Source organism: Tabrizicola sp. T74, assembly GCF_057219935.1.
The window spans coordinates 902066-922277 of the sequence record NZ_JBXVVT010000001.1 but is presented as its reverse complement, the minus strand read 5'-3'; the positions used below and the strand labels follow the sequence as shown (position 1 = coordinate 922277).

The 20212-nt window shown below is 67.1% G+C and carries 29 protein-coding genes; 24 read left to right on the top strand and 5 right to left on the bottom strand.

The features are described 5' to 3' along the window. Positions 1-7 precede the first annotated feature (7 nt). From cobM to AC2EAL_RS04825, 5 genes are read left to right on the top strand one after another with little or no spacing between them, the layout of a single operon-like run. A complete protein-coding gene (gene cobM / locus AC2EAL_RS04845) occupies positions 8-793 on the top strand; it encodes a precorrin-4 C(11)-methyltransferase (RefSeq protein WP_484723033.1) in 786 nt (261 codons plus the stop codon). Then, the gene (locus AC2EAL_RS04840; protein ID WP_484723032.1) at positions 790-2109 is read left to right on the top strand and encodes a cobyrinic acid a,c-diamide synthase CobB; all 1320 of its coding nucleotides are present in this window, start codon (positions 790-792) and stop codon (positions 2107-2109) included. Before cobM ends, AC2EAL_RS04840 begins: the two co-directional genes overlap by 4 nt. Further along, positions 2106-2831, top strand: a complete 726-nt coding sequence (cobA, locus tag AC2EAL_RS04835; protein WP_484723031.1) for a uroporphyrinogen-III C-methyltransferase — start codon at positions 2106-2108, stop codon at positions 2829-2831. The genes AC2EAL_RS04840 and cobA overlap by 4 nt, the downstream gene beginning before the upstream one ends. Further along, positions 2828-3571: a precorrin-6A synthase (deacetylating) gene (gene cobF, locus AC2EAL_RS04830; RefSeq protein ID WP_484723030.1), complete on the top strand. Its 744-nt coding sequence runs from the start codon at positions 2828-2830 to the stop codon at positions 3569-3571. The genes cobA and cobF overlap by 4 nt, the downstream gene beginning before the upstream one ends. Next, positions 3564-4514: a phosphotransferase enzyme family protein gene (locus tag AC2EAL_RS04825; protein WP_484723029.1), complete on the top strand. Its 951-nt coding sequence runs from the start codon at positions 3564-3566 to the stop codon at positions 4512-4514. Before cobF ends, AC2EAL_RS04825 begins: the two co-directional genes overlap by 8 nt. A 7-nt stretch (positions 4515-4521) precedes the next feature. Here AC2EAL_RS04825 and AC2EAL_RS04820 read toward each other — a convergent pair whose 3' ends face one another. Continuing rightward, complete coding sequence (locus AC2EAL_RS04820) at positions 4522-5424, bottom strand: DMT family transporter (RefSeq protein WP_484723028.1); 903 nt, start codon at positions 5422-5424, stop codon at positions 4522-4524. Then, positions 5424-6308, bottom strand: a complete 885-nt coding sequence (locus AC2EAL_RS04815; protein ID WP_484723027.1) for a LysR family transcriptional regulator — start codon at positions 6306-6308, stop codon at positions 5424-5426. The genes AC2EAL_RS04820 and AC2EAL_RS04815 overlap by 1 nt, the downstream gene beginning before the upstream one ends. A 183-nt stretch (positions 6309-6491) precedes the next feature. Here AC2EAL_RS04815 and AC2EAL_RS04810 point away from each other — a divergent pair, with 183 nt between their 5' ends. The 19 genes from AC2EAL_RS04810 to AC2EAL_RS04720 all read left to right on the top strand — a co-directional run bounded on the left by AC2EAL_RS04810 (position 6492) and on the right by AC2EAL_RS04720 (position 18651). Continuing rightward, positions 6492-7376 (top strand): glycosyltransferase, encoded by an 885-nt coding sequence (locus AC2EAL_RS04810; RefSeq protein ID WP_484723026.1) that lies wholly within the window; start codon positions 6492-6494, stop codon positions 7374-7376. Positions 7377-7412: 36 nt separating this feature from the next. Continuing rightward, positions 7413-8390 (top strand): hypothetical protein, encoded by a 978-nt coding sequence (locus tag AC2EAL_RS04805; protein WP_484723025.1) that lies wholly within the window; start codon positions 7413-7415, stop codon positions 8388-8390. 156 nt (positions 8391-8546) lie between these two features. Further along, entirely contained in the window at positions 8547-10058 is a 1512-nt protein-coding gene (ffh, locus tag AC2EAL_RS04800; RefSeq protein ID WP_484723024.1) for a signal recognition particle protein, read from the top strand. Further along, a complete protein-coding gene (locus tag AC2EAL_RS04795; RefSeq protein WP_484723023.1) occupies positions 10055-10621 on the top strand; it encodes a demethoxyubiquinone hydroxylase family protein in 567 nt (188 codons plus the stop codon). The genes ffh and AC2EAL_RS04795 overlap by 4 nt, the downstream gene beginning before the upstream one ends. Further along, positions 10618-10797 (top strand): hypothetical protein, encoded by a 180-nt coding sequence (locus AC2EAL_RS04790; protein WP_484723022.1) that lies wholly within the window; start codon positions 10618-10620, stop codon positions 10795-10797. Before AC2EAL_RS04795 ends, AC2EAL_RS04790 begins: the two co-directional genes overlap by 4 nt. Next, positions 10797-11303 (top strand): GNAT family N-acetyltransferase, encoded by a 507-nt coding sequence (locus tag AC2EAL_RS04785; protein WP_484723021.1) that lies wholly within the window; start codon positions 10797-10799, stop codon positions 11301-11303. Before AC2EAL_RS04790 ends, AC2EAL_RS04785 begins: the two co-directional genes overlap by 1 nt. Next, positions 11300-11839 (top strand): GNAT family N-acetyltransferase, encoded by a 540-nt coding sequence (locus AC2EAL_RS04780; RefSeq protein ID WP_484723020.1) that lies wholly within the window; start codon positions 11300-11302, stop codon positions 11837-11839. Before AC2EAL_RS04785 ends, AC2EAL_RS04780 begins: the two co-directional genes overlap by 4 nt. Beyond that, a complete protein-coding gene (locus AC2EAL_RS04775) occupies positions 11836-12354 on the top strand; it encodes a GNAT family N-acetyltransferase (protein ID WP_484723019.1) in 519 nt (172 codons plus the stop codon). Before AC2EAL_RS04780 ends, AC2EAL_RS04775 begins: the two co-directional genes overlap by 4 nt. Then, complete coding sequence (locus AC2EAL_RS04770; RefSeq protein ID WP_484723018.1) at positions 12351-12878, top strand: GNAT family N-acetyltransferase; 528 nt, start codon at positions 12351-12353, stop codon at positions 12876-12878. The genes AC2EAL_RS04775 and AC2EAL_RS04770 overlap by 4 nt, the downstream gene beginning before the upstream one ends. Further along, entirely contained in the window at positions 12875-13504 is a 630-nt protein-coding gene (locus AC2EAL_RS04765) for a GNAT family N-acetyltransferase (protein ID WP_484723017.1), read from the top strand. Before AC2EAL_RS04770 ends, AC2EAL_RS04765 begins: the two co-directional genes overlap by 4 nt. Further along, positions 13501-13797 carry a chorismate mutase gene (locus tag AC2EAL_RS04760; protein ID WP_137109538.1) on the top strand — a complete coding sequence of 99 codons (297 nt, stop codon included), beginning with the start codon at positions 13501-13503 and terminating at the stop codon, positions 13795-13797. Before AC2EAL_RS04765 ends, AC2EAL_RS04760 begins: the two co-directional genes overlap by 4 nt. Positions 13798-13840: 43 nt before the next feature. Further along, complete coding sequence (rpsP, locus tag AC2EAL_RS04755) at positions 13841-14197, top strand: 30S ribosomal protein S16 (protein ID WP_484723016.1); 357 nt, start codon at positions 13841-13843, stop codon at positions 14195-14197. 6 nt (positions 14198-14203) lie between these two features. After that, positions 14204-14368: a hypothetical protein gene (locus AC2EAL_RS04750; protein ID WP_484723015.1), complete on the top strand. Its 165-nt coding sequence runs from the start codon at positions 14204-14206 to the stop codon at positions 14366-14368. Next, the gene (gene rimM, locus AC2EAL_RS04745) at positions 14365-14871 is read left to right on the top strand and encodes a ribosome maturation factor RimM (protein WP_484723014.1); all 507 of its coding nucleotides are present in this window, start codon (positions 14365-14367) and stop codon (positions 14869-14871) included. The genes AC2EAL_RS04750 and rimM overlap by 4 nt, the downstream gene beginning before the upstream one ends. Before the next feature lie 60 nt (positions 14872-14931). Continuing rightward, on the top strand, positions 14932-15900 hold the full coding sequence (locus AC2EAL_RS04740) for a hypothetical protein (protein WP_484723013.1): 969 nt from the start codon (positions 14932-14934) through the stop codon (positions 15898-15900). Positions 15901-15943: 43 nt separating this feature from the next. Beyond that, positions 15944-16747 (top strand): tRNA (guanosine(37)-N1)-methyltransferase TrmD, encoded by an 804-nt coding sequence (gene trmD, locus AC2EAL_RS04735; protein ID WP_484723012.1) that lies wholly within the window; start codon positions 15944-15946, stop codon positions 16745-16747. Positions 16748-17005: 258 nt separating this feature from the next. Beyond that, positions 17006-17380, top strand: coding sequence for a 50S ribosomal protein L19 (rplS, locus tag AC2EAL_RS04730; RefSeq protein ID WP_484723011.1), 375 nt, complete (start codon positions 17006-17008; stop codon positions 17378-17380). Positions 17381-17391: 11 nt separating this feature from the next. Beyond that, positions 17392-17613: a 50S ribosomal protein L31 gene (gene rpmE / locus AC2EAL_RS04725; protein WP_484723010.1), complete on the top strand. Its 222-nt coding sequence runs from the start codon at positions 17392-17394 to the stop codon at positions 17611-17613. A 228-nt stretch (positions 17614-17841) separates the two neighbouring features. Then, positions 17842-18651: a division plane positioning ATPase MipZ gene (locus AC2EAL_RS04720; protein WP_484723009.1), complete on the top strand. Its 810-nt coding sequence runs from the start codon at positions 17842-17844 to the stop codon at positions 18649-18651. On the opposite strand, the gene AC2EAL_RS04715 is transcribed toward AC2EAL_RS04720, so the two are convergent. The 3 genes from AC2EAL_RS04715 to AC2EAL_RS04705 all read right to left on the bottom strand — a co-directional run bounded on the left by AC2EAL_RS04715 (position 18620) and on the right by AC2EAL_RS04705 (position 20176). Further along, complete coding sequence (locus AC2EAL_RS04715; protein ID WP_484723008.1) at positions 18620-18793, bottom strand: hypothetical protein; 174 nt, start codon at positions 18791-18793, stop codon at positions 18620-18622. The two genes, AC2EAL_RS04720 and AC2EAL_RS04715, sit on opposite strands and share 32 nt — an antisense overlap. A gap of 150 nt (positions 18794-18943) precedes the next feature. Then, a complete protein-coding gene (locus tag AC2EAL_RS04710; protein ID WP_484723007.1) occupies positions 18944-19732 on the bottom strand; it encodes a glycoside hydrolase family 25 protein in 789 nt (262 codons plus the stop codon). Between the two features lie 96 nt (positions 19733-19828). Continuing rightward, the gene (locus tag AC2EAL_RS04705) at positions 19829-20176 is read right to left on the bottom strand and encodes a carboxymuconolactone decarboxylase family protein (RefSeq protein ID WP_484723006.1); all 348 of its coding nucleotides are present in this window, start codon (positions 20174-20176) and stop codon (positions 19829-19831) included. Positions 20177-20212: the final 36 nt, after the last annotated feature.

Below are 20212 nucleotides of genomic sequence, written 5' to 3'. Positions count from 1 at the left end.
ATTCGGCATGACCGTCCATTTCATCGGCGCCGGACCGGGCGCGCCGGACCTTCTGACCTTGCGGGGGCGGGACCTGATCGCTGCCTCTCCGGTCTGCCTTTACGCCGGTTCCCTGGTGCCAGAGGGCGTCCTGTCGCATTGCCCGCCCGGTGCTCGGCGCGTGAACACCGCGCCCCTGTCGCTGGACGAGATCATGGCGGAGATCGTCGCAGCGCATGAGGCCGGGCAGGACGTCGCACGCCTCCATTCCGGGGACCTGTCGGTCTGGTCGGCGATGGGCGAACAGCTGCGGCGCCTGCGCGAGCTGGGCATCCCCTATGACGTGACGCCGGGGGTGCCTTCATTTGCCGCCGCCGCGGCGGCGTTGGGGGTGGAACTGACGCTGCCTGGCCAGGCGCAGTCGGTGGTGCTGACGCGGACCGAGGGCCGGGCGACGCAGATGCCGTCGCGCGAAAACCTTCCGGCCTTTGCGGCTACTGGGGCGACGCTGGCCTTACACCTTTCGATCCACCTGATCGACAAGCTGACCGAGGAGCTGATCCCGCACTACGGTGCCGACTGCCCCGTGGCCGTGGTCTGGCGGGCAAGCTGGCCCGACCAGCGGATCATCCGGGCGACTTTGGCGACGCTGAAGGCCTCGGTGCCCGAAGAAGTTGAACGGACTGCGCTGATCCTGGTGGGTCCGGCCCTGGCGCAAGAGGGGTTCGAGGAAAGCCGTCTTTACGCCGGCGACTACGACCGCCGCTATCGCCCCGTCGGCACGCATCCGCGCTTCCCGGGGACGGGCAGATGATCCCCGGCCTCCTCATCGCGGCACCCGCCAGTGGTATCGGCAAGACCACGGTCATGCTGGGCCTTCTGGCTGCGTTGCGCGAGAGGGGGCTGACGGTCCAGCCGTTCAAGAACGGTCCGGACTATATCGACCCGGCGTTCCACCGGGCGGCCTCGGGGCGGGAGTCCTTCAACCTCGACACCTGGGCGATGCCGGGGGCGATGCTGGACGGGATGCTTGTCGCGGCCGAGGGCGCGGATCTCGTGCTGGCGGAAGGCTCGATGGGCCTGTTCGACGGAGTTGCAGCGTCAGGGGCCACGGGGAACGGAGCCTCGGCGGACCTGGCCGCGCGGATGGGCTGGCCGGTGGTGCTGGTGATCGACGCGAGCGGTCAGGCGCAGACGGCGGCGGCGGTGGCGCAGGGGCTGGCACGGTTCCGCCCTGGGGTGACGGTGGCGGGGGTGATCCTGAACCGCGTCGCCTCGCCCCGGCATGAGGCGCTGATCCGGAACGGGATGGAGGAGGCGGGGCTGCCCGTCCTGGGCGTGCTGCCGAAACGCGCGGCCATTGCCATGCCGGAGCGGCACCTTGGCCTTGTGCAGGCCGAGGAGCAGCCCGCCCTGCAAGCCCTGATTGCCGAAGCCGCGCAGCTGATGCGAGAGGGCGTGGACCTTGACGCGCTGATAGCTGCCGCCCGAACGACCGCCTCGACCCACTCCCCGGCCAGGATCACCCCACCCGGTCAGCGCATCGCCCTCGCCCGCGACGCGGCCTTCAGCTTCGTCTACCCGCATCTCCTGCACGGCTGGCGCGCGGCAGGGGCCGAGGTCCTGCCCTTCTCGCCTCTCGCCAACGAAGCCCCCGACCCCAGCGCCGATACCTGCTGGCTGCCCGGCGGCTACCCGGAACTGCACGGCGCGACCCTGGCCAATGCCGACCGCTTCCGCACCGGCCTCCGCGCCTTTGCCGCGACGAAGCCCGTGCATGGCGAGTGCGGGGGCTACATGGCGATGGGCGCGGCAATCATCGACAAGGACGGAACGCGGCACCGGATGGCGGGGCTGCTGGGGCTGGTGACCAGTTTCGAGAAACGGAAGATGCACCTGGGCTACCGGCTGGCGCAGTTGGCGCAACCGATCCCGGGCCAGGCGGTGGGCGCCCGGCTTCGTGGCCATGAGTTCCACTACTCCACAATCCTCGACCAACCCGACGCGCCCTTGGCGCAAGTCACCGATGCCACCGGTGGAACCGTCGCGGAAACCGGCTCCACTCGACTCCAGAGTCGAGGCGGGCTATCGACCGGCACCTTCTTCCACCTGATCGCGCCCGCTCCATGACCGGTTTTGTCTCCTTTGTTTCTGCAGGTCCCGGCGACCCGGACCTTCTGACCGTCAAGGCGGTGAAGGCCCTTCAACGTGCGGATGCCGTGCTGTTTGACGACCTCTCCTCAGGTCCGATCCTGGCGCTGGCGAAGCCCGGGGCGGACATGGTGGGCGTTGGCAAACGGGCCGGGCGCGCCTCGCCCAAGCAGGATCACGTGAGCCGCCTTCTGGTCGACTACGCCAGGACCGGCGCCCATGTCGTGCGGCTGAAATCGGGCGACAGTGGCATCTTCGGCCGGCTGGAGGAGGAGCTGACCGCCGTCCGCGCCGCCGGCATCGGCTGCGAGATCATCCCGGGCGTCACTTCCGCATCAGCCGCCGCTGCTGCCGCGGGCATACCACTTACCCGGCGCCAGCACGCCCAGCGCGTCCAGTTCATCACCGCCGCCGATGTCACTGGCAACCTGCCCCCCGGCCTGAACCTGCCCGCACTCGCCGACCCGCAGGCGACCACCGTCATCTACATGGGCAAGCGCACCTTTCCCGCGCTGGCACAGGCGCTGATCGCCCACGGCCTGCCGCCTTCGACCCCCGCGCTTCTGGCCGAAGCCGTCTCGACGCCCGAGCAGGTTCTCCACCGCTCCACCGTCGCCGAACTTGCCGCCCGGCTTGCCGAGGACCGCTCGGCCCTTCCCGGCCTGATCCTTGTCGGAGCCTTGGCCGAGGGGACCGAATGACCACTCTCTGGCTGATTGGCATCGGCACGGGAAACCCCGACCACGTCACCGGCCAGGCCACCCGCGCCCTGAACGCGGCCGACCTGATCCTGATCCCCCGTAAGGGCACGGCGAAGTCCGATCTCGCGGAAGTCCGCGAAGCGATCCTGTCGAAAGTCCTGACCGCCCCGGTCCCCGTCGCCAACTACGACGTGCCGCAAAGGGCCGACCAGGACGACTACCTTGGCGCGGTGAACGACTGGCACGACGCCATCGCCAAGGTCTGGGCCGACACCATCGCCGCCCACCGCCCGGACGCGGCGAATGTCGCGCTGATGGTCTGGGGCGACCCGTCGCTTTACGACAGCACACTGAGGATCGCCGCCCGCCTGCCCGGCCTGACCGTCAAGGTCATCCCCGGAATCACCAGCCTGCAGACCCTGACCGCCGCCCATGCCATCCCGCTGAACACCCTCGCCGCGTCGGTGACCATCACCACCGGCCGCCAACTGCGCGACCACGGCTGGCCCGAGGGCGCAGTTACCCTCGCGGTCATGCTGGACAAGGGCGGCGCGTTCACCATCCTGCCGCCCGACACGGAAATCTGGTGGGGCGCCTATGTGGGCATGCCCGAAGAGACGCTGATCCACGGCACCCTCGCCGACGTCTCCGACCACATCCTCACCACCCGCGCGAAGCTCCGGGCTCAGCACGGCTGGATCATGGACATCTACCTCCTCCGCCGGGGCGGCGATGTCTGACCTGCTGCGCCGCACCCTCCCGGTCTACGGGCTGGCCGAGGACACCCCGCTCACCCTCCTCAACCGCTCGGAAAACGAGACCTGGCGGGCGGGCGACCTGGTCCTCCGCCTCCACCGGCAGGGTTACCACACCAAACCCGAGATCGCCTCGGAACTCGCTTGGCTTACCGCGCTACAGGACCTCCCCGGCCTGAACGCCGTCTGCCCCATCCCCGGCGCACAGGGCCTCGTCACCGAACTGGACGGCCGCTTCCTCGTCGCCTTCGTGCCTATCGAGGGCCAAGAACTCCAACCCGGCGACGACCTCACCCGCTGGTTCGCCCCGTTGGGAGAAATCACCGCCCGCCTGCACCTGCAGTCCCGCGAATGGACCAGGCCCACAGACTTCTCCCGCAAGCGCTGGGACGTCGAGACGATCCTCGGCCCTCAGCCGCATTGGGGCCACTGGCGGCAGGCGCAGGGCCTTGAACCGCAAGGCGAGACCCTCCTCGCCCGCGCCACCGATGCCCTTGCGGCCAAACTCCACGCCTACGGCACCGGGCCGGAGACCTTCGGCCTGATCCACGCCGACCTGCGGCTGGCGAACCTGATGGTTGACGGCGACACCCTTACCGCCATCGACTTCGACGACTGCGGCTTTGGCTGGTGGGCCTACGACCTCGCCTCGGCGCTGAGCTTCATCGAGACCGACCCGCGCCTGCCAGACCTGATCGCCGCCTGGGTCGAGGGCTACACCCGCATCGCCCCCCTGCGCCCAGAAGACCGCGCGATGATCCCCTCGCTGATCTTCCTGCGCCGGGTGCTTCTCACAGCCTGGCTCTCCACCCGCGCCGACAGCGACACCGCGCAGGCGCTTGGCGGCCCGACCTATACCGAAGGCACGCTGGAGCTTGCCGAGGCGTACCTGTCACACGGGCTTCGATTTTTCGTCGAAAAATCGTAGACTTGGCTCATTCCTTCAACAGAAGGAACAGCGCCAGCACGGTCATCGCCACGCCCACCAGCACCAGCCCCGGCTGTACCAGGCCATGCAGCACCACCTCCCACAGCGCCACCCAGCTGGGGACCAGGTAGGTATATGCCATCACCTTCGCGGCAGGCAGCCGCAGCGAGGCGTATTGCAGCAGCACAAACGTCATCGCGCTGGCCGCCACGGCGACATAGACCAGCGTCACCCAGACGATCCCCGGCAGCGCCAGCCAATCTGTCGCCACCACGGCAGGCCAAGCGTAGAGCGCAAGCAACACTGTCCCCGCAACCATCATCCCGAAGGTGAAGACGACCGCCGGCTCGCCCCGGTTCAGCTTGCGGATGAGGGGTGCATAGGCCGCATGGGCCACGCAACCGACGAAATAGATCGCCTCGCCCTGCCCGACCTGGAACGCCAGCAAGGCCGACAGGTCCGCCCGAAAGATCACCCACAGCGCGCCGATGCCCCCGATGCCCAGCGCCAGTGCCATCCGCCCGGTCAGCCTTTGCCGCAGGAACAGCCAGGCGAACCCTGCCGCCATCATCGGTGTCAGCGTGAACACCGCCGCCGCCGAGACCGGAGCCGCCGTCTTCAGCCCCTCGAACATCAGCACGAAATAGGCGCCCATAAGCCCGCCCAGCACCAGATAGCGCCAGGGCGCCACCCAGGCGCTGCGCGGGATGCCCGTCGTCATCGCCGCAGCCGCGCCGACCAGCACGCCCGCCAGGATGAACCGTACCACCGCCAGCGCGCCCGGGTCGATCAACGGGGCCGCCATCACACCCAGCGAGAATGACCCCGCGACCAGCGCCGAAAACGCCAGCATCGCCAGATGCCCGCGTGCGGGCTGGGACAGGCGCGACAGGAATTGGCCGTCCAGCATCAAACGCAGGACTTCCACTCCTTCGCCGCGTCCTTCAGGTGGGTCAGGAACGCCTGCACCTTCCGTGTCCGATGCAGGTCGACATGGGTGACGATCCGCAGGGGCGACTCCCAATCGGGCCGGGACGGCAGGATCTCGACCAAGTCCGGATCCTCGGCAGCACGGAAGCTCATCATGAAGCCGATCCCGGCACCTTCCCGCACTGCCTGCTCCAGGGCCGCGGGTTCGGTGGCCGCATAGGCGATCTGGTCGGGGTGCACGGTCGCCCGCAGCCAGCGGTGGAACGGCGCCCGCGTCACCTCGACATCGGTGCACACGAAGCGATGGCCCTCAAACTCCGCCTCCGAGCCGGGCTTGCCGAACTGCTCGACATAGCGGCGCGAGGCATATAGACCCGCCTTGATCCGGCTTAAGGGCTGCACCACGTTGTCCGGCTCCTCTGGCCCCGCTCCGGCGCGGATCGCCACATGCGCCTCGCCATAGTCCAGCCGGAAGACCCGCATGTCGGTCAGAAAGCGCACCCGGACCTCGGGGTACTTCTGTTGGAACGAGACCATGATCGGGGTCAGAAGGTCCGAGACCCCGGCAATCGAGGTCACCACGAGCTCGCCCGAGACCGATTCCCCCTGGCCCTTGATCCGGCTGGCCAGATGGGCGAACTGCTCTTCCGTGGTCTGCGCCACCGCCAGAAGGTCACGGCCCGGCTCGGTAGGCGTGTAGCCCCGGGCATGACGCTGGAACAGCTTGACCCCCAGGCGCTTTTCCAACGCGTCGATATGGCGGATCACTGTCGCGTGGTGGACCCCCATCACCTCGGCCGCCCCGGACACGGTGCCCATCCGGGCGACCTGAAACGCCGTGCGGATCTCGTCCCAGTTTTCCATGTCGCCTCCGGTTCGTTTGTGCATGGGTGCACAGATGCACATCATCGCGATTCCCCACCGGATTCAAGGGGTCCCGCTGGTATCCCGGAACCGCGCGATGGCCCGCGCCGACCCGGCTGGGCGCTTGACTTGCCGATCCAGTTTGTTGCTTTTCACCACAGGCAAACCACGAAGGAGACCCGCGTGTTCGATCATCGGGCGATCTACGGGCATATCCGCTTTTCGTTCTACGGGTTGACCGATACCCGTACCCAGCCGGACGAGGACGGCGCCGCTCTGGCCCGGCTCTATGACGAAACCCGCATGGCCCGGCGCTTCTTCCTGTTCGAGAACCTGACGCTGCCCAGCCTGATCCACCAGACCGACCGCGATTTCCGCACGGTCATCATGTCCTCCGAGGTGATGCCCGACCGGTTCAAGGAACGGCTCAGCGCGATTGCGGCAAAGCTGCCCGGTGCCGTGGTCGAATTCTCGCAACACCAGCGCGGTGATCTCGCGTTCCAGAAGTTCATGATCGAGGCTTCGGGCTTCAAGGGCCGGGCCACGTCGGTGCATTTCCGGCTGGACGACGACGACGCCGTATCGGTCAACTACATTTCCCGCCTGCGCGACGTCACCCGGGTCCTGTCGCCCGCGACCCACATCACCTTCCCGACCGGCGTCTTCGTCTTCCCGGTCAGCGCGACGGAGCCGGTGGGCGTCTCGATGATGCAGCAGCGCTTTCTGACTGCCATCGGCCTGGCCACCGTGAACGGCCCCAGCTTCCAGAAGAACCCGTTCCAGATGCAGCACGGCAATGTCTGGACCCGCTGGCCCGTCGTTTCGATCCCCGACTTCTGTTCGCATATCCGCACCCAGCACTTCGAGAATGACTCGGCCGCGATGCAGGACCGCATCCTTGGCGCCTTGCAGCGCGAACGGACCAGCCGCCGGGGCAGAAGCCATGCCGCAGTGGTTGACAGGCGGCTGGCCGAGACCTTCCCCTGGATCGACCGTGTGACGCTGGACGGCCTGATCGCCCGCTGCGAGGCGGTGAAGTTGCTCGCCGACCTGCCGCCGGTCGGCTGAGGTTCTGGCCGTGGTCGCAGTCCGCAGGTCCGCTGGATGACCGCGCCCTTGCACCTGCCGATGGGCCTGATGTGGAACATGCCGGTTCCCGTTGCTTGCTCGCTGGCCGTCGCGGCCGATGGCATTGCCGCGACCTGCGGCCAGTGCCCACTGGACGATACGGGCCGGGTGCAGTCGCCCGGCGATGCCACGGCGCAGGCCGCCCTTGTCGCGCGGATGGGGCAGGGCGTCCTGTCGCATCTTCCCGGGTTTCAGGCCGCATTCCTGATCGTCTACCACGACTGCGCCGACCCGGACGAGGTTCTGGAACCCCTCGCCGCAGCCTTCCCTCAGGCCACCCTGGCCCCGATTCGCCTGCCGCACTTCTACTACCCCGGCATGCGGATCGAGGTCGACCTCTACGCCATCACGGCCAGCCCCCGCACGACGCGCCTTGCCTCGGGCCCCGCGCAGCTGACCCAGGTGGAAGGCGGCCCGCTGACCCTCTGCCACCTCTCTGGCCCTGACATGGCGACCTGCCTTCCTCTCCTCGCCCGGATAGACGAGTCTCGCCTGCTCGGCGTGCAGTGGTTCTCCACCGAACCGCCTCCCAGCCACTGTCCCGACCCCGCTGCCCGGGTGATCCCGCCAAGGCCCGGCGTCACCGTCGTCCTGACCCTTGCACCCGAACCCGTCCGCGTCACCACCACCCCCGGCGGCGCGATCCTGCGCCAGTCGGGCCGTTTCGCCTGGATCTCGGCCACCGGCACCGCGCCCGATCTCGCCCAGGCCGCCCACCAGACGATGGACGCTCTCGCACTGGACCGGATGCCCCGCTTCACGCCGATCAAGGCCACCACCCACTACGCCGGAGGCCCAGGCCCCGAGGACCTGCACGGCAATCTTGCCGTCCGCCACGCCCGCTTTCCCCGCCCCGGCCCGGGTTCAACCGGCGTCCCCGTGACCGCCCTCGCCGGGGCCACCCTGGCCATCGACATGCTCGGTGTCATTGACTCCCCCGCCGCTTCGGCGTAATCCGCCCGCAATTCCCCGGAGGCATCAGCTTCCGGTCCCTTGGGCATTGCCCGGGATCGCCATCCGTCAGCGCGTCTGCGCCCACGGGTGCGCTTCCGCTTTGCAGCAAGGTCTCGCCGCCCCATATCGGGGCAAACGCTAGGATGAGGTGACGCGATGTTCGAAAGCCTGTCAGAACGCCTTGGCGGCGTCTTCGACCGTCTGACCAAGGCCGGCGCGCTTAGCGAGGCCGACGTCGTCACCGCCCTGCGCGAAGTCCGCGTGGCGCTGCTGGAGGCCGACGTCTCCCTCCCCGTCGCCCGCGACTTTATCAAGCGCGTGACCGAAAAGGCCACCGGAGCCGCTGTCACCAAGTCGATCACCCCCGGCCAGATGGTCGTGAAGATCGTCCATGACGAGCTGATCCGGGTGCTGGCGGGCGACGACACGCCCGAGGCGCTCAAGATCGACAACCCGCCCGCGACGATCCTGATGGTAGGTCTGCAGGGCTCGGGCAAGACCACGACCACCGCGAAACTCGCGAAGCGCCTCAAGGAAAAGAACGGCAAGAAGGTCCTTCTCGCCTCGCTCGACACCAACCGCCCCGCGGCGATGGAGCAGCTGGCGATCCTCGGCACGCAGATCGGCGTCGACTCGCTGCCCATCGTGAAGGGCGAGACGGCGGTGCAGATCGCCAAGCGCGCCAAGACCCAGGCGAACCTCGGCGGCTATGACGTCGTCTTCCTCGACACCGCCGGACGCCTGCACATCGACGAAGTCCTGATGGACGAAGTCCAGGCCGTCCGCGACATCGCCCAGCCGCGCGAGACGCTGCTGGTTGTCGACGGCCTCACCGGCCAGGACGCCGTCAACGTCGCGACCGAGTTCGACGGCAAGGTCGGCATCTCGGGCGTCGTCCTCACCCGGATGGACGGCGACGGTCGCGGCGGTGCGGCGCTTTCCATGCGCGCCATCACTGGCAAGCCGATCCGCTTCGTCGGCCTTGGCGAAAAGATGGACGCCATCGAGCCGTTTGAGGCCGAACGCGTCGCCGGCCGCATCCTTGGCATGGGCGACATCGTCGCCCTGGTCGAAAAGGCGCAGGAAACCTTCGAGGCCGAGCAGGCGGAACGCATGGCCAAGCGCTTTGCCAAGGGTCTGTTCAACATGAACGACCTGAAGATGCAGCTTGACCAGATGCTGAAGATGGGCGGCATGCAGGGCCTGATGGGCATGATGCCCGGCATGGGCAAGATGTCCGCCCAGGCCGAGGCCGCGGGCCTGAACGACAAGATGCTCCACCACCAGATCGCGCTGATCAACTCGATGACCAAGAAGGAACGCGCGAACCCTGACCTCCTCGCTGCCTCCCGCAAGAAGCGCATCGCCGCTGGCGCTGGCCTCGACGTTGCCGATCTCAACCGCCTCTTGAAACAGCACAAGCAGATGGCGGACATGATGAAGAAGATGGGCAAGGGCGGCATGATGAAGAACATGGTCAAGCAGTTCCTTGGCAAGGGCGGCATGCCTGATCCGTCGAAGATGTCGCCCGACCAGCTGGCCGAAATGGCCAAGGGCATGCAGGGCGGTCTGGGCGGCATGGGTGGCGGCCTGCCCCCCGGACTGGGCGGCCTCCCGCGCGGGATCACCCTGCCTGCGGGCCTGTCGGGGCTGATGAAGAAGAAATGACCGAGGCGGAGATCATCTCTGTCGCCCGCATCGCCCGTGTCAATCACGCGGGCGAATATGGGGCCATCCGCATCTATGGCGCGCAACACGCCGTAGCGCGGCTCCTTTGGCCCGACGTCGCCTCAAAAATTGCCGACCTGCGCAGCCATGAGATCGAGCACTGCCGCCTGTTCCGCGAAGCGATGCGCCTGCGGAATATCCGCCCCTGCCGAGCGATGTATCTGTGGAGCACGGGCGGCTATGCCCTTGGCGCTGTCACGGCGATCCTCGGTCGCAAGATGATCTGGGCCTGTACCGAGGCGGTCGAAGATACGGTCCACCATCACCTTGCCGCCCAGCTTCACTATCTCCAGGCCCGCGATGCGGCACTGTTCACCCTCGTCAAGAACATCCAGTCCGAGGAAGAGGGCCATCTTTCGCTTGCCATCGCTGAAAAGGGCAGGCCCAGCCCCATGACCCGCGTCGCCGAAACGGTGGTGCGCGCTTCTGTTCATCTTGTTGTCTGGCTGTCCACCTGGGGCGGCTCGTCCCGCATGCGCAGCGATCTGAGGGCAGCCGCATGACCTACGCAATGCACCTGCCGATCCCACTCCTGGAAACCGACCGCCTCACCTTGCGCGAACCGCGTGAGGACGACTTCCCCGCCATGCTCACCTTCAACGACAGCCCGCGCTCGCAGTTTGTCAGAGGCGGCAAGGATCGGCAGTTGGTGTGGCGCGCACATCTGAAGAAGAAGTGATGCAGTCCCCCACGCTTCATACCCAGCGCCTGACGCTACGCCCCATGATCGCGGCCGACTTTGCGGCTTACGCGGCGTTCATGGCGTCTGCGCGGTCGCAGGGTATGGGCGGGCCGTTCGACGAACGCGCCGCCTGGGGATTGTTCTGCCACGAAATCGCCTGCTGGCAGCTGTTCGGCCATGGCGGGCTGACGGTCATCCGCAACGACACCAGCGAAGCGGTCGGGGTTGTCGAGATCAACGCGGGCCCGCTTTTCCCCGAGCCCGAGCTTGGCTGGCAGCTTTACGAAGGCCACGAGGGCCAAGGTTTCGCGACCGAAGCCGCCTGCGCCCTGCGCGACTGGGCATTCGCCAACCTGCCGCTGCCAAGCCTGGTCAGCTACACCGGCCCCGAGAACCTGGCCTCGCAAGCCGTGGCCCGCCGTCTTGGCGCGGTCATCGACCCCACTGCGCCGGTTCAGGACGAAGGCGACATTGTCTGGCGTCACGTGCGGGGCGCGGCATGACCTACCTCCAGACGCAGGACGCACACGGCGCGCCGGTCCTTGAGACCGCGCGTCTGCGCCTGCGCCGCCCGTCGATGGGCGACCTGGCCGAAAGCGTGGCCTTCTGGTCGTCGGATCGCTGCGTGATGATGGGCGGGCCTGTTGCCCCGGCAGAGGCGGAAAAATCCCTGGCCAAGGTCATCGACCTGTGGGACCTGCGCGGCTTTGGCCTGTTTGCGATGACCCTGAACGGGTCGGACAGGGCCGTTGGTTTCGTCGGGCCCTGGCAACCGGTCAGCTATCCGGAACCCGAGATCGGCTGGAACCTCTGGCAGGCCGAACTGGAAGGCAAAGGGCTGGCCTTTGAGGGGGCGGTGGCCGCAAAGGACTGGTTCTTTGCCACTACCACGCATCGCACGGCGGTCAGCTATACCCATCCGGACAACACCCGCTCGCACCGGCTGTGTGACCGTCTGGGCGCGGTGCATGATCCGGATGCGCTGCAGATTGATCCACCGGAAAAGGTCTACCGCCATTTCGCCGGGGGGCACGCATGACGCCTGCGATTGCCCCGACCCTTCACACCGCCCGCCTGACCCTGCGCATGCCGCGCCTTGCGGATTTCGAGGCCTGGGCACGCTTCTTCGCGACCGACCGCTCGGTCCACGAAGGCGGCCCGAAAACCCGACGCGCAGCATGGGAGCATTGGGCCTGCGACGTCGCCCTCTGGACGCTGAAGGGCTATGGCCCCTTCGGCGTCGACGACAAGGCAACCGGCACCTATCTGGGCGAGGTCGGCCTCTACCACGGTGAGGGCTATCCCGCCCCGGAACTCGGCTGGTTCGTCGTGCCATCGGCCGAAGGCAAGGGCATCGCGGCCGAGGCAGCCCTTGCCGTGCTGGACTGGGTTCGTGCCACCTTCGACTGGCCGCACATCACCAACATCATCAGTCCAGCAAACGATCGCTCAATTGCGCTTGGCCTGCGTCTGGGCGGGGTGATCGACCCGACCCTGCCCGGCATCGACCCCGGCGACGTCGTCATCCGCCACGACCTGCGGAGGGCGGCATGACCTACGCCTTCCCACTGCCGATTCCGGTGCTGGAAACCGCCCGCCTGATCCTGCGCGAACCGCGGGAATCGGACTTCCCCGCCATGGTCGCCTTCAACGACAGTCCAAGGGCGCAATACGTAAGCGGCGGCAAGGAACGGCAGTTGGTCTGGCGCACGCACCTGTCGAACATCGGCCACTGGGCGCTGCGCGGGTATGGGTTCTATTCCGTCGACACCAAGGCGGGCGAGTTCATCGGTCGCGTCGGCGTCATCTACCACGACGGCTGGGACGAACCCGAACTCGCCTGGCACCTCTACGACGGCTACGAGGGCAAGGGCTACGCCTACGAGGCCGCCCTTGCCGCCCGCGCCGACTACCACGCCCGCATCTCGCCCCAACCGCCGATCAGCTATGTCGACGTGACGAACACTCGGTCCCAGGCCTTGGCGGAACGCCTTGGCGCGGTGATCGAGCGGACGCTGCAGGACGACCAGGGCCACGACCACGTCTACCGCCACCCGGCACCGTGGGGTGAAGCATGACCGCCGCGCGCGCCCCGCATGAGATTGCGATTCCCGGCCCGGCTGCGACATTCGCCGCCACGCTGTCCGGCATGCTGCCGGAAATCGAGACCGCCCGTCTCCGCCTGCGCGCACCGATGCTTTCGGATTTCGAGGCCTGGGCCGAAATCTTCACTGGCCCCGCCGGTCCCCACCTTGGCGGTCCCTTCGACCGGGACGAGGCCTTTACCGAATTCGCCGCCACCTGCGGTCTCTGGCTCTTGCGCGGCCACGGGCTCTGGACGGTGGAAGCCAAGACGGGCGGCGAGCCCCTGGGCTTTGTCCTGATCGGCTTCGAACCCGGCGACCAGGAGCCCGAACTGGGCTACCTGTTCCGGCCCTCGGCAGAACGGCAGGGCTTTGCGACCGAAGCCGCCCGCGCCTTGCGCGATCACGCCTTCACGGCAATGGGGATGAACCGGCTGGTCAGCTATATCGACCCGGAAAATCCGGCCTCGATCCGCGTCGCCGAACGGCTGGGCGCCTCTCGCCTTGCCGATTTCGACGGCGCGCAGGTCTGGCTGCACCGGGGTGCTGCGTCAGGGGTCGGTCAGGCGGGCTCCAGACGGAAAACCGACGCATTGAAGACGTCGAAAAGGGGGGATTGATGGACGCTGCAACCCGCGCTTCCGAGCTTCTGAAGGACCATCGCGCCTCGATCGACCGGCTCGATGCGATCCTCGTCTACACGCTTGCCGAACGGTTCAAGCACACCCAGGCCGTCGGTCGGCTGAAGGCGGAACACGGCCTTCCGCCCTCTGACCCCGACCGCGAGTCGCGCCAGATGGCCCGGCTCCACCAGCTGGCGACCGAGGCCGACCTCGAACCCGAGCTCGCCAAGAAATTCCTGACCTTCATCATCAGCGAAGTCATCAGGCATCACGAGAAACTGCAAAAATAACCGGGGCTTGCCCCGTTACCCGCCATTCAAAGGAGAAAACCAAATGGCTATGAAAATCCGTCTCGCGCGCGGTGGTTCCAAGAAGCGCCCGTTCTATTCCATCGTCGCGTCCGATTCGCGCATGCCGCGTGATGGCCGCTTCCTGGAAAAGCTCGGCACCTACAACCCGCTTCTCGCCAAGGACGACGAAAAGCGCGTCGTCATGAACATGGAGCGCGTGACCTACTGGCTGTCGCAGGGCGCCCAGCCGACTGACCGTATCGCCCGCTTCCTGGAAGCTGCCGGTGCGCGTCCGAAGGCCGCCCGCAACAACCCCAAGACCGGCACCCCCGGCAAGGCGATGGCCGAGCGCGCAGCCAAGAAGGCCGCCCGCAACGCCGCCCCGGCCGAGGCCGAATAATACGGCATGATTCCCGGTCTCGGCCTCGTCCGCCGCGCCGTGACGCTGGTCCTCATGGGGGCGGCGTTCTGGGCGGGCATGCAGTTTGCCCGATCAGGGCAGGCGGATGAATGCCGGGACCTCGGGGGTCGCATGAACGAACGGGGCCTCTGCGAAGTGGGGACACCATGACTGATGAGCTCATCTGCATCGGTGCCATCGCCGGGGCCTTCGGCGTGTCGGGCGAGGTCCGGCTGAAAAGCTTCTGCTCGGAACCGACCGACATCGCCTCCTACGGCCCGCTGTCCACCCAGGACGGCAGCCGGACCTTCCACATCACCCTGACGCGCCCCGTTTCGGGCGGTCTTGGCGCGCGAATCAAGGGGGTCAACACCAAGGAAGAGGCCGACGCCCTGCGCGGCACCAGCCTTTTTGTCCCGCGCGACCGGCTACCCTCGCTGCCCGACGACGAGTTCTACCATGCCGACCTGATTGGCCTGTCCGCCTTTGACACCGGCGGCACCCTGATCGGCAAGATCACTGCCGTCTACAACCATGGGGCGGGTGATATCCTCGAAATATCGCCCACCGGTCACAAATCGGCCCTGCTTTTGCCCTTTACGCTGGCAATCGTGCCCAATGTCGATCTGGCAGCGGGACGCGTGGTTGTCGACCTGCCAGACGAATCCGACTGAGCGCTGGCCCGTACGGGCCGGGGTCTGGCAAGAAGGAAAGGGTTGCACATGCTGACGCGCATGCGCCTTTTGAAGGGTGCAACGGCACTCTTGTACATCGGACCGCTGATTGCCGGGCTGTGCGGCTTTGGCTGGACCATGGTCGCCCCCTTTGCCGGGATCTTCGTTGTCTGGCTGATGGTGCTGCGGCCGGAACAGTGGCCCGCTTCGCCCGCGGAATGGTTGACAGGCCAAGCCTGGCTTGCCGCTCTGGCGCAAGTCCTGTCGCAGATCGCACTGATTGCCGTCCTGTTCGGCATCGGGCGCGGACTGGGCGGGCTTGCCGGGATCGGCACGGTGGCGGTCAACCCGATCCTGCCCCTGTCGGTGTCCTTCATCGCCATTCCGCTGTGCCGGATGCTGTGGGATTCGCAGGAAGCCGCCAGCCAGGGCTTCTACCTGGATGACGAAGCCGAATCCGCCTACGCTGAAAGCTCGGCCGGTGGCGCGGCGCGTGCCGTCATTCCGCTTCTGAACCTGCCCGACGCGGCCCCCGACGCGCAAGTGGGCCAAGCTGTGGCCGAAGCCCTGTCGGTCCATCCTGCCGACCTGCGGCTCGATGCGCTTTGCGCCGCCCTGGCCAAACCAGATCGCAGCCACGCGGCCCTGCGGCGGGCGTTGGTTCTCTGGGCGACCGAACCCGAAATCGTGGCACCGGGCCAGGTCCCGGAAGGCATGGCCAAGGCCTTCGCGATTGCCAACGGCCATCCCGATGTCCTGCGTCTCTACATTCCGCGCGCCGTGGCCCTTCTGGCCGCCTTCCCGAACCGGGCCGAGGACTTTCCCGATCCGCAAGACCTGCGCGCCGCCGCCGAGGGCGACCTTGACCCCGGTCAGGACCTGCCGGCCCACCTGCGCGCCGACCTTCGCGAAGGTCTGCTGGCGCTCGCCCGTTCCATCGATTCGGCGCGTGGGAACGGCAACGTCACGCCGCTGCGCCCGGCCGCCGATCCGGTTCGCCCCGCCAAGGTCAGCGCCGGGCGCGCCTGACGCGGGGCTTTCCAGCCCTTGCGTTTCAGGCTAAGCCCCGGCCATGTCCGATGACCGCGAAACCCCGAAAAGCCACGGGCGCTTGTCGATCCGTGCCAGCCTGACACCCCGCGACCTGATGGAGGAGCCGCGGGTCGTCAAGGGCGCCTTCACGGCGAAGATCATCACGCTTTTCCCCGAGGCGTTTCCCGGCACGCTCGGCCTGTCGCTTACCGGCAAGGCGCTCGATTTCGGCCTCTGGCAGCTGGAAACCATCGACCTGCGACAGTTCGGCGAAGGCAAGCATCGCAACGTCGACGACACCCCTGCCGGGGGCGGCGCGGGCATGGTCCTGCGCGCCGATGTGGTGGATGCCGCCTTCCGCCATGCCCGCATCGGCACCCCCGTCGACCGCGCCCGCTGGCCGGTCATCTACCTCTCGCCCCGCGGCGCACCCTTCTCCCAGGCCACCGCCCGCCGTCTGGCCCAGGCGCAGGGGCTGACGATGTTCTGCGGCCGGTTCGAAGGCGTTGACCAGCGTGTCCTCGACCACCACCAGGTCGAGGAGATCTCCTTGGGCGACTTCGTCCTGACCGGGGGCGAGATCGCCGCGCAAGCCATCCTCGACGCCACCGTCCGCCTGATCCCCGGCGTCTTGGGCAATGCCGCCTCGACGGAAGAGGAAAGCTTCTCCGACGGGCTGCTGGAACACCCGCAATACACCCGTCCGGCGGTGTGGGAGGGGCAAGAGATCCCCGCCGTCCTGCAATCTGGCAACCACGCCGAAATCGCCAAATGGCGCCGCGCCGAGGCCGAGGCCTTGACCCGAACCCGGCGCCCGGATTTGTGGGAAAAGCGGGGCCGCTGACTGCGCCCTGACCCTTGACCCGCAGGCCCCTTCCCCCTATACGCGCCCGGTCCGGGGTCATCAGGCCCTTGGGCACCGATTCCCTTTGCCTGCCTGCCTTCTTCCGCAGGGTCATCGCAAGGGGCACGGCACAACACACAGCAGGCGCCACCTGCGGCGGGCTTCTTGGGCAACCAAGGGGGACCCGGACGAAGACCGGAAGCTCTGGCGCGGCATCACCTCTGCGGAAACCACCGCAGGCAAAAGAAGGAACCGCGCATGAACCTCATCGCGCAGATCGAGGCGGAGCAGATCGCCGCCCTCGGCAAGACCATCCCGGACTTCAAGGCCGGCGACACCATCCGCGTCGGCTACAAGGTGACCGAAGGCTCGCGTTCGCGCGTGCAGGCCTATGAAGGCGTGTGCATCGGCCGCAAGGGCGGCGCGACCATCGCTGCCTCGTTCACCGTTCGCAAGATTTCCTTCGGCGAAGGCGTGGAACGCGTCTTCCCGCTCTACTCGACCAACATCGACTCGATCGAGGTCGTGCGCCGCGGCAAGGTCCGCCGCGCCAAGCTTTACTACCTGCGCTCGCGCCGCGGCAAATCTGCCCGGATCGCCGAAGTCGCGAACTACAAAGAAAAGTCTGAGTAAGGAGCGGGACGATGAAAGCCGATATCCACCCCGAGTACCACACGATCACCATCAAGATGACCGACGGCTCGACCTACCAGACCCGTTCCACCTGGGGCAAGGAAGGCGAGACGATGTCGCTCGACATCGACCCGCTGGCGCACCCGGCCTGGACCGGCCAGCAGGCCAAGCTGATGGACACCGGCGGCCGCGTGTCGAAGTTCAAGAACAAGTACGCGGGCCTCGGGTTCTGATCCCTGCCACGGCGCTGAACCGGGGGCGTGCCGCACGGCGCGCCCTCTTGCTTTTCGCAACCGGCGAGCCTGGCCCTACCCCGGAGTTTTCGAAAACTCCGGATCGGAGCCTTTGAAGGCTCCGTGCCGATTTCTTCAAAGAAATCGCCCCATGCGTTCGGCGAAATCCCGCTTTCCCCTGCCACGGTCCCCGCATAGAAAGCCCCGGGACTGAAGGTAGGGAACAGCATGGCGCGGATCATCGTCGTCGGGAACGAAAAAGGCGGCTCGGGCAAGTCGACGACCTGCATGCACGTCGCCACCGCGCTCGCCCGCCTTGGCCAGAAGGTCGGCGCGCTTGACCTGGACCTGCGGCAGAAGAGCTTCGGCCGCTACATCGAGAACCGTCGCGCCTATCTGGCCCAGGCCGGGCTGGACCTGCCCACGCCCGACTACCGCGACCTGCCCGAGGTCGACCCCTCCACCGTCGCCGATGGCGAGAACGCGCAGGACCTGCGCCTGTCCCGCGCGATCGAGGCGATGGACGCCACGATGGACTACATCGTGATCGACTGCCCTGGCAGCCACACCCGACTGTCCCAGGTCGCCCATACCCTGGCCGACACGCTGATCACGCCCCTCAACGACAGCTTCGTCGACTTCGACCTCCTGGGCCGGGTCGATCCGGTGACCGGCAAGATCAAAGGGCCGTCGATCTATTCCGAAATGGTCTGGGGCGCGCGGCAGCGGCGGGCGCAGGCCGGGCTGCAGCCCATCGACTGGATCGTCGTGCGCAACCGTCTGGGCGCGCAACAGATGCACAACAAGAAGAAGGTTGGCGCCGCGCTGGAGGAACTGTCGCGCCGCATCGGCTTTCGCGTGCTGAACGGGTTTTCCGAACGGGTGATCTTCCGCGAGCTGTTCCCCCGCGGGCTGACGCTACTCGACCTCAAGGACACCGGCGTCGATCAGCTGAACCTGTCGAACATCGCTGCCCGGCAGGAACTGCGCGATCTGATGACCGGCCTCAGATTTCCGTCTCTGGCTGTCGGTTTTTGAACACCGGACCACCCAGCCCCTGCTGGTTGACCACGCGGATGCGCGTCACCTTCTTCAGGCGCTTTTCAAACGGAGTGTCTTCCTCGGCCTTGCGAACACGGCCAAGTCCAAGCTTTTTCAGAATGCGGATCGTTTTATCCATCTTGGTCGTCCTTGGTTCGGTGCCCTAAAATTCACCGGCAAGCAGGGCAGGACTAAGGCATCCTACGACAATTGCTGCGTCAGGGATGTGCTCATTTGGCGACAGATTGTATCCAATCTCGCCACATTTAGCGTAGTCAGGGGTGGAATGTCATAGGGATCGTGTGGCCAGCCACTCGGCCCAGGCCTGCCCGGACCCCGCGAAGACGTTGATGTCGACCGGTCCAGCGATGCCCGGGATCACCCCGGTCGAGGTGTATTGCCAGAAACTCCAGGCGTTGCCGTCATAGACGCCATGCGGGTGATCCGCGACCGATCTCAGCCAGAATTCCACCCCCTGCAGCCGCCAAAGCTCGGTGTCGTCGAAGAAATCGACCGTGGTGTAGATCAGCGGCCGCTGGCCATAATGGCGCTCCAGGATGTCCAGGAAGATGCGCGCCTCCTTGCGGATCGTCTCTCCGTCGCGGCGGATGGTGCAGGTCGGGCTGGTGGGCGTCCACTCCATGTCCAGCACCGGGGGCAGGGCACCCGGCGTTTTCGGCACATGGCGGATGAACCAGCGCGCCTGCTCGGCGGCCGGGCGGCAATGGTAGAAGAAGTGATAGGCCCCGCGCTTGACCCCCGCCGCGCCCGCCCCGCGCCAGTGGCTGTCGAACATCGGGTCCACCATGTCGCCGCCCTCGGTGGCCTTGATGAAGGCGAAGTTCACCCCGTTGGCCCGCGCGGTCACCCAGTCGACCTGCGTCTGGAACCGCGACAGGTCGATTCCGTGCACCGGATAGCGGTCGGGTGAGCGGCCGGGCCAGTCGGTCGGGTCGCTGTCGGTGAAGTTGGCGCTCATCACCGTCACATCGCCGGTCGCAGCGACGGGCATTGCGCTTCGACCGCCGCCGCAGGCCGCCAGGGCAAGGAACCCAGTCATGCAGATCAGCCGGATCATGGCCGCAGCCTGCCGCCGCTTGTGGTCCCTGTCACGCAGGAAATCCGGCTTCCCGCAGCACCTTGACCGCGATGCGCAATGATCCGCGCAACGGCGTCAGGCGGCGGCGAGTTCATCCCAGCAGGCCAGCGCCTGCCCGGCATACATCAGGCCCGGCCCGCCCCCCATCTGGATCGCCATGGCCAGGACATCGCCCAACTCCTCACGCGTGGCACCCGCCTTCATCAGCGCCTCGACGTGAAAGTTGATGCAGGGCTCGCAGCGCAGGATCACCGACATGCCCAGCGCAACGAACTCCTTCTCCTTGAACCCCAGCGGGCCGTTTTCCTTGACCCCCTTCGACAAGGCGCCAAAACCCTTGGCGGCCTCGGGCACCAGGGTGTTCAGCGCGCGCAGCTTGTGCCGCATCTCGGTGATCTCGTCGGCGTAGGGAGTGGTGGACATCGCGGGCTCCTTGATCTTGCCCCTTGTCGCACTGCG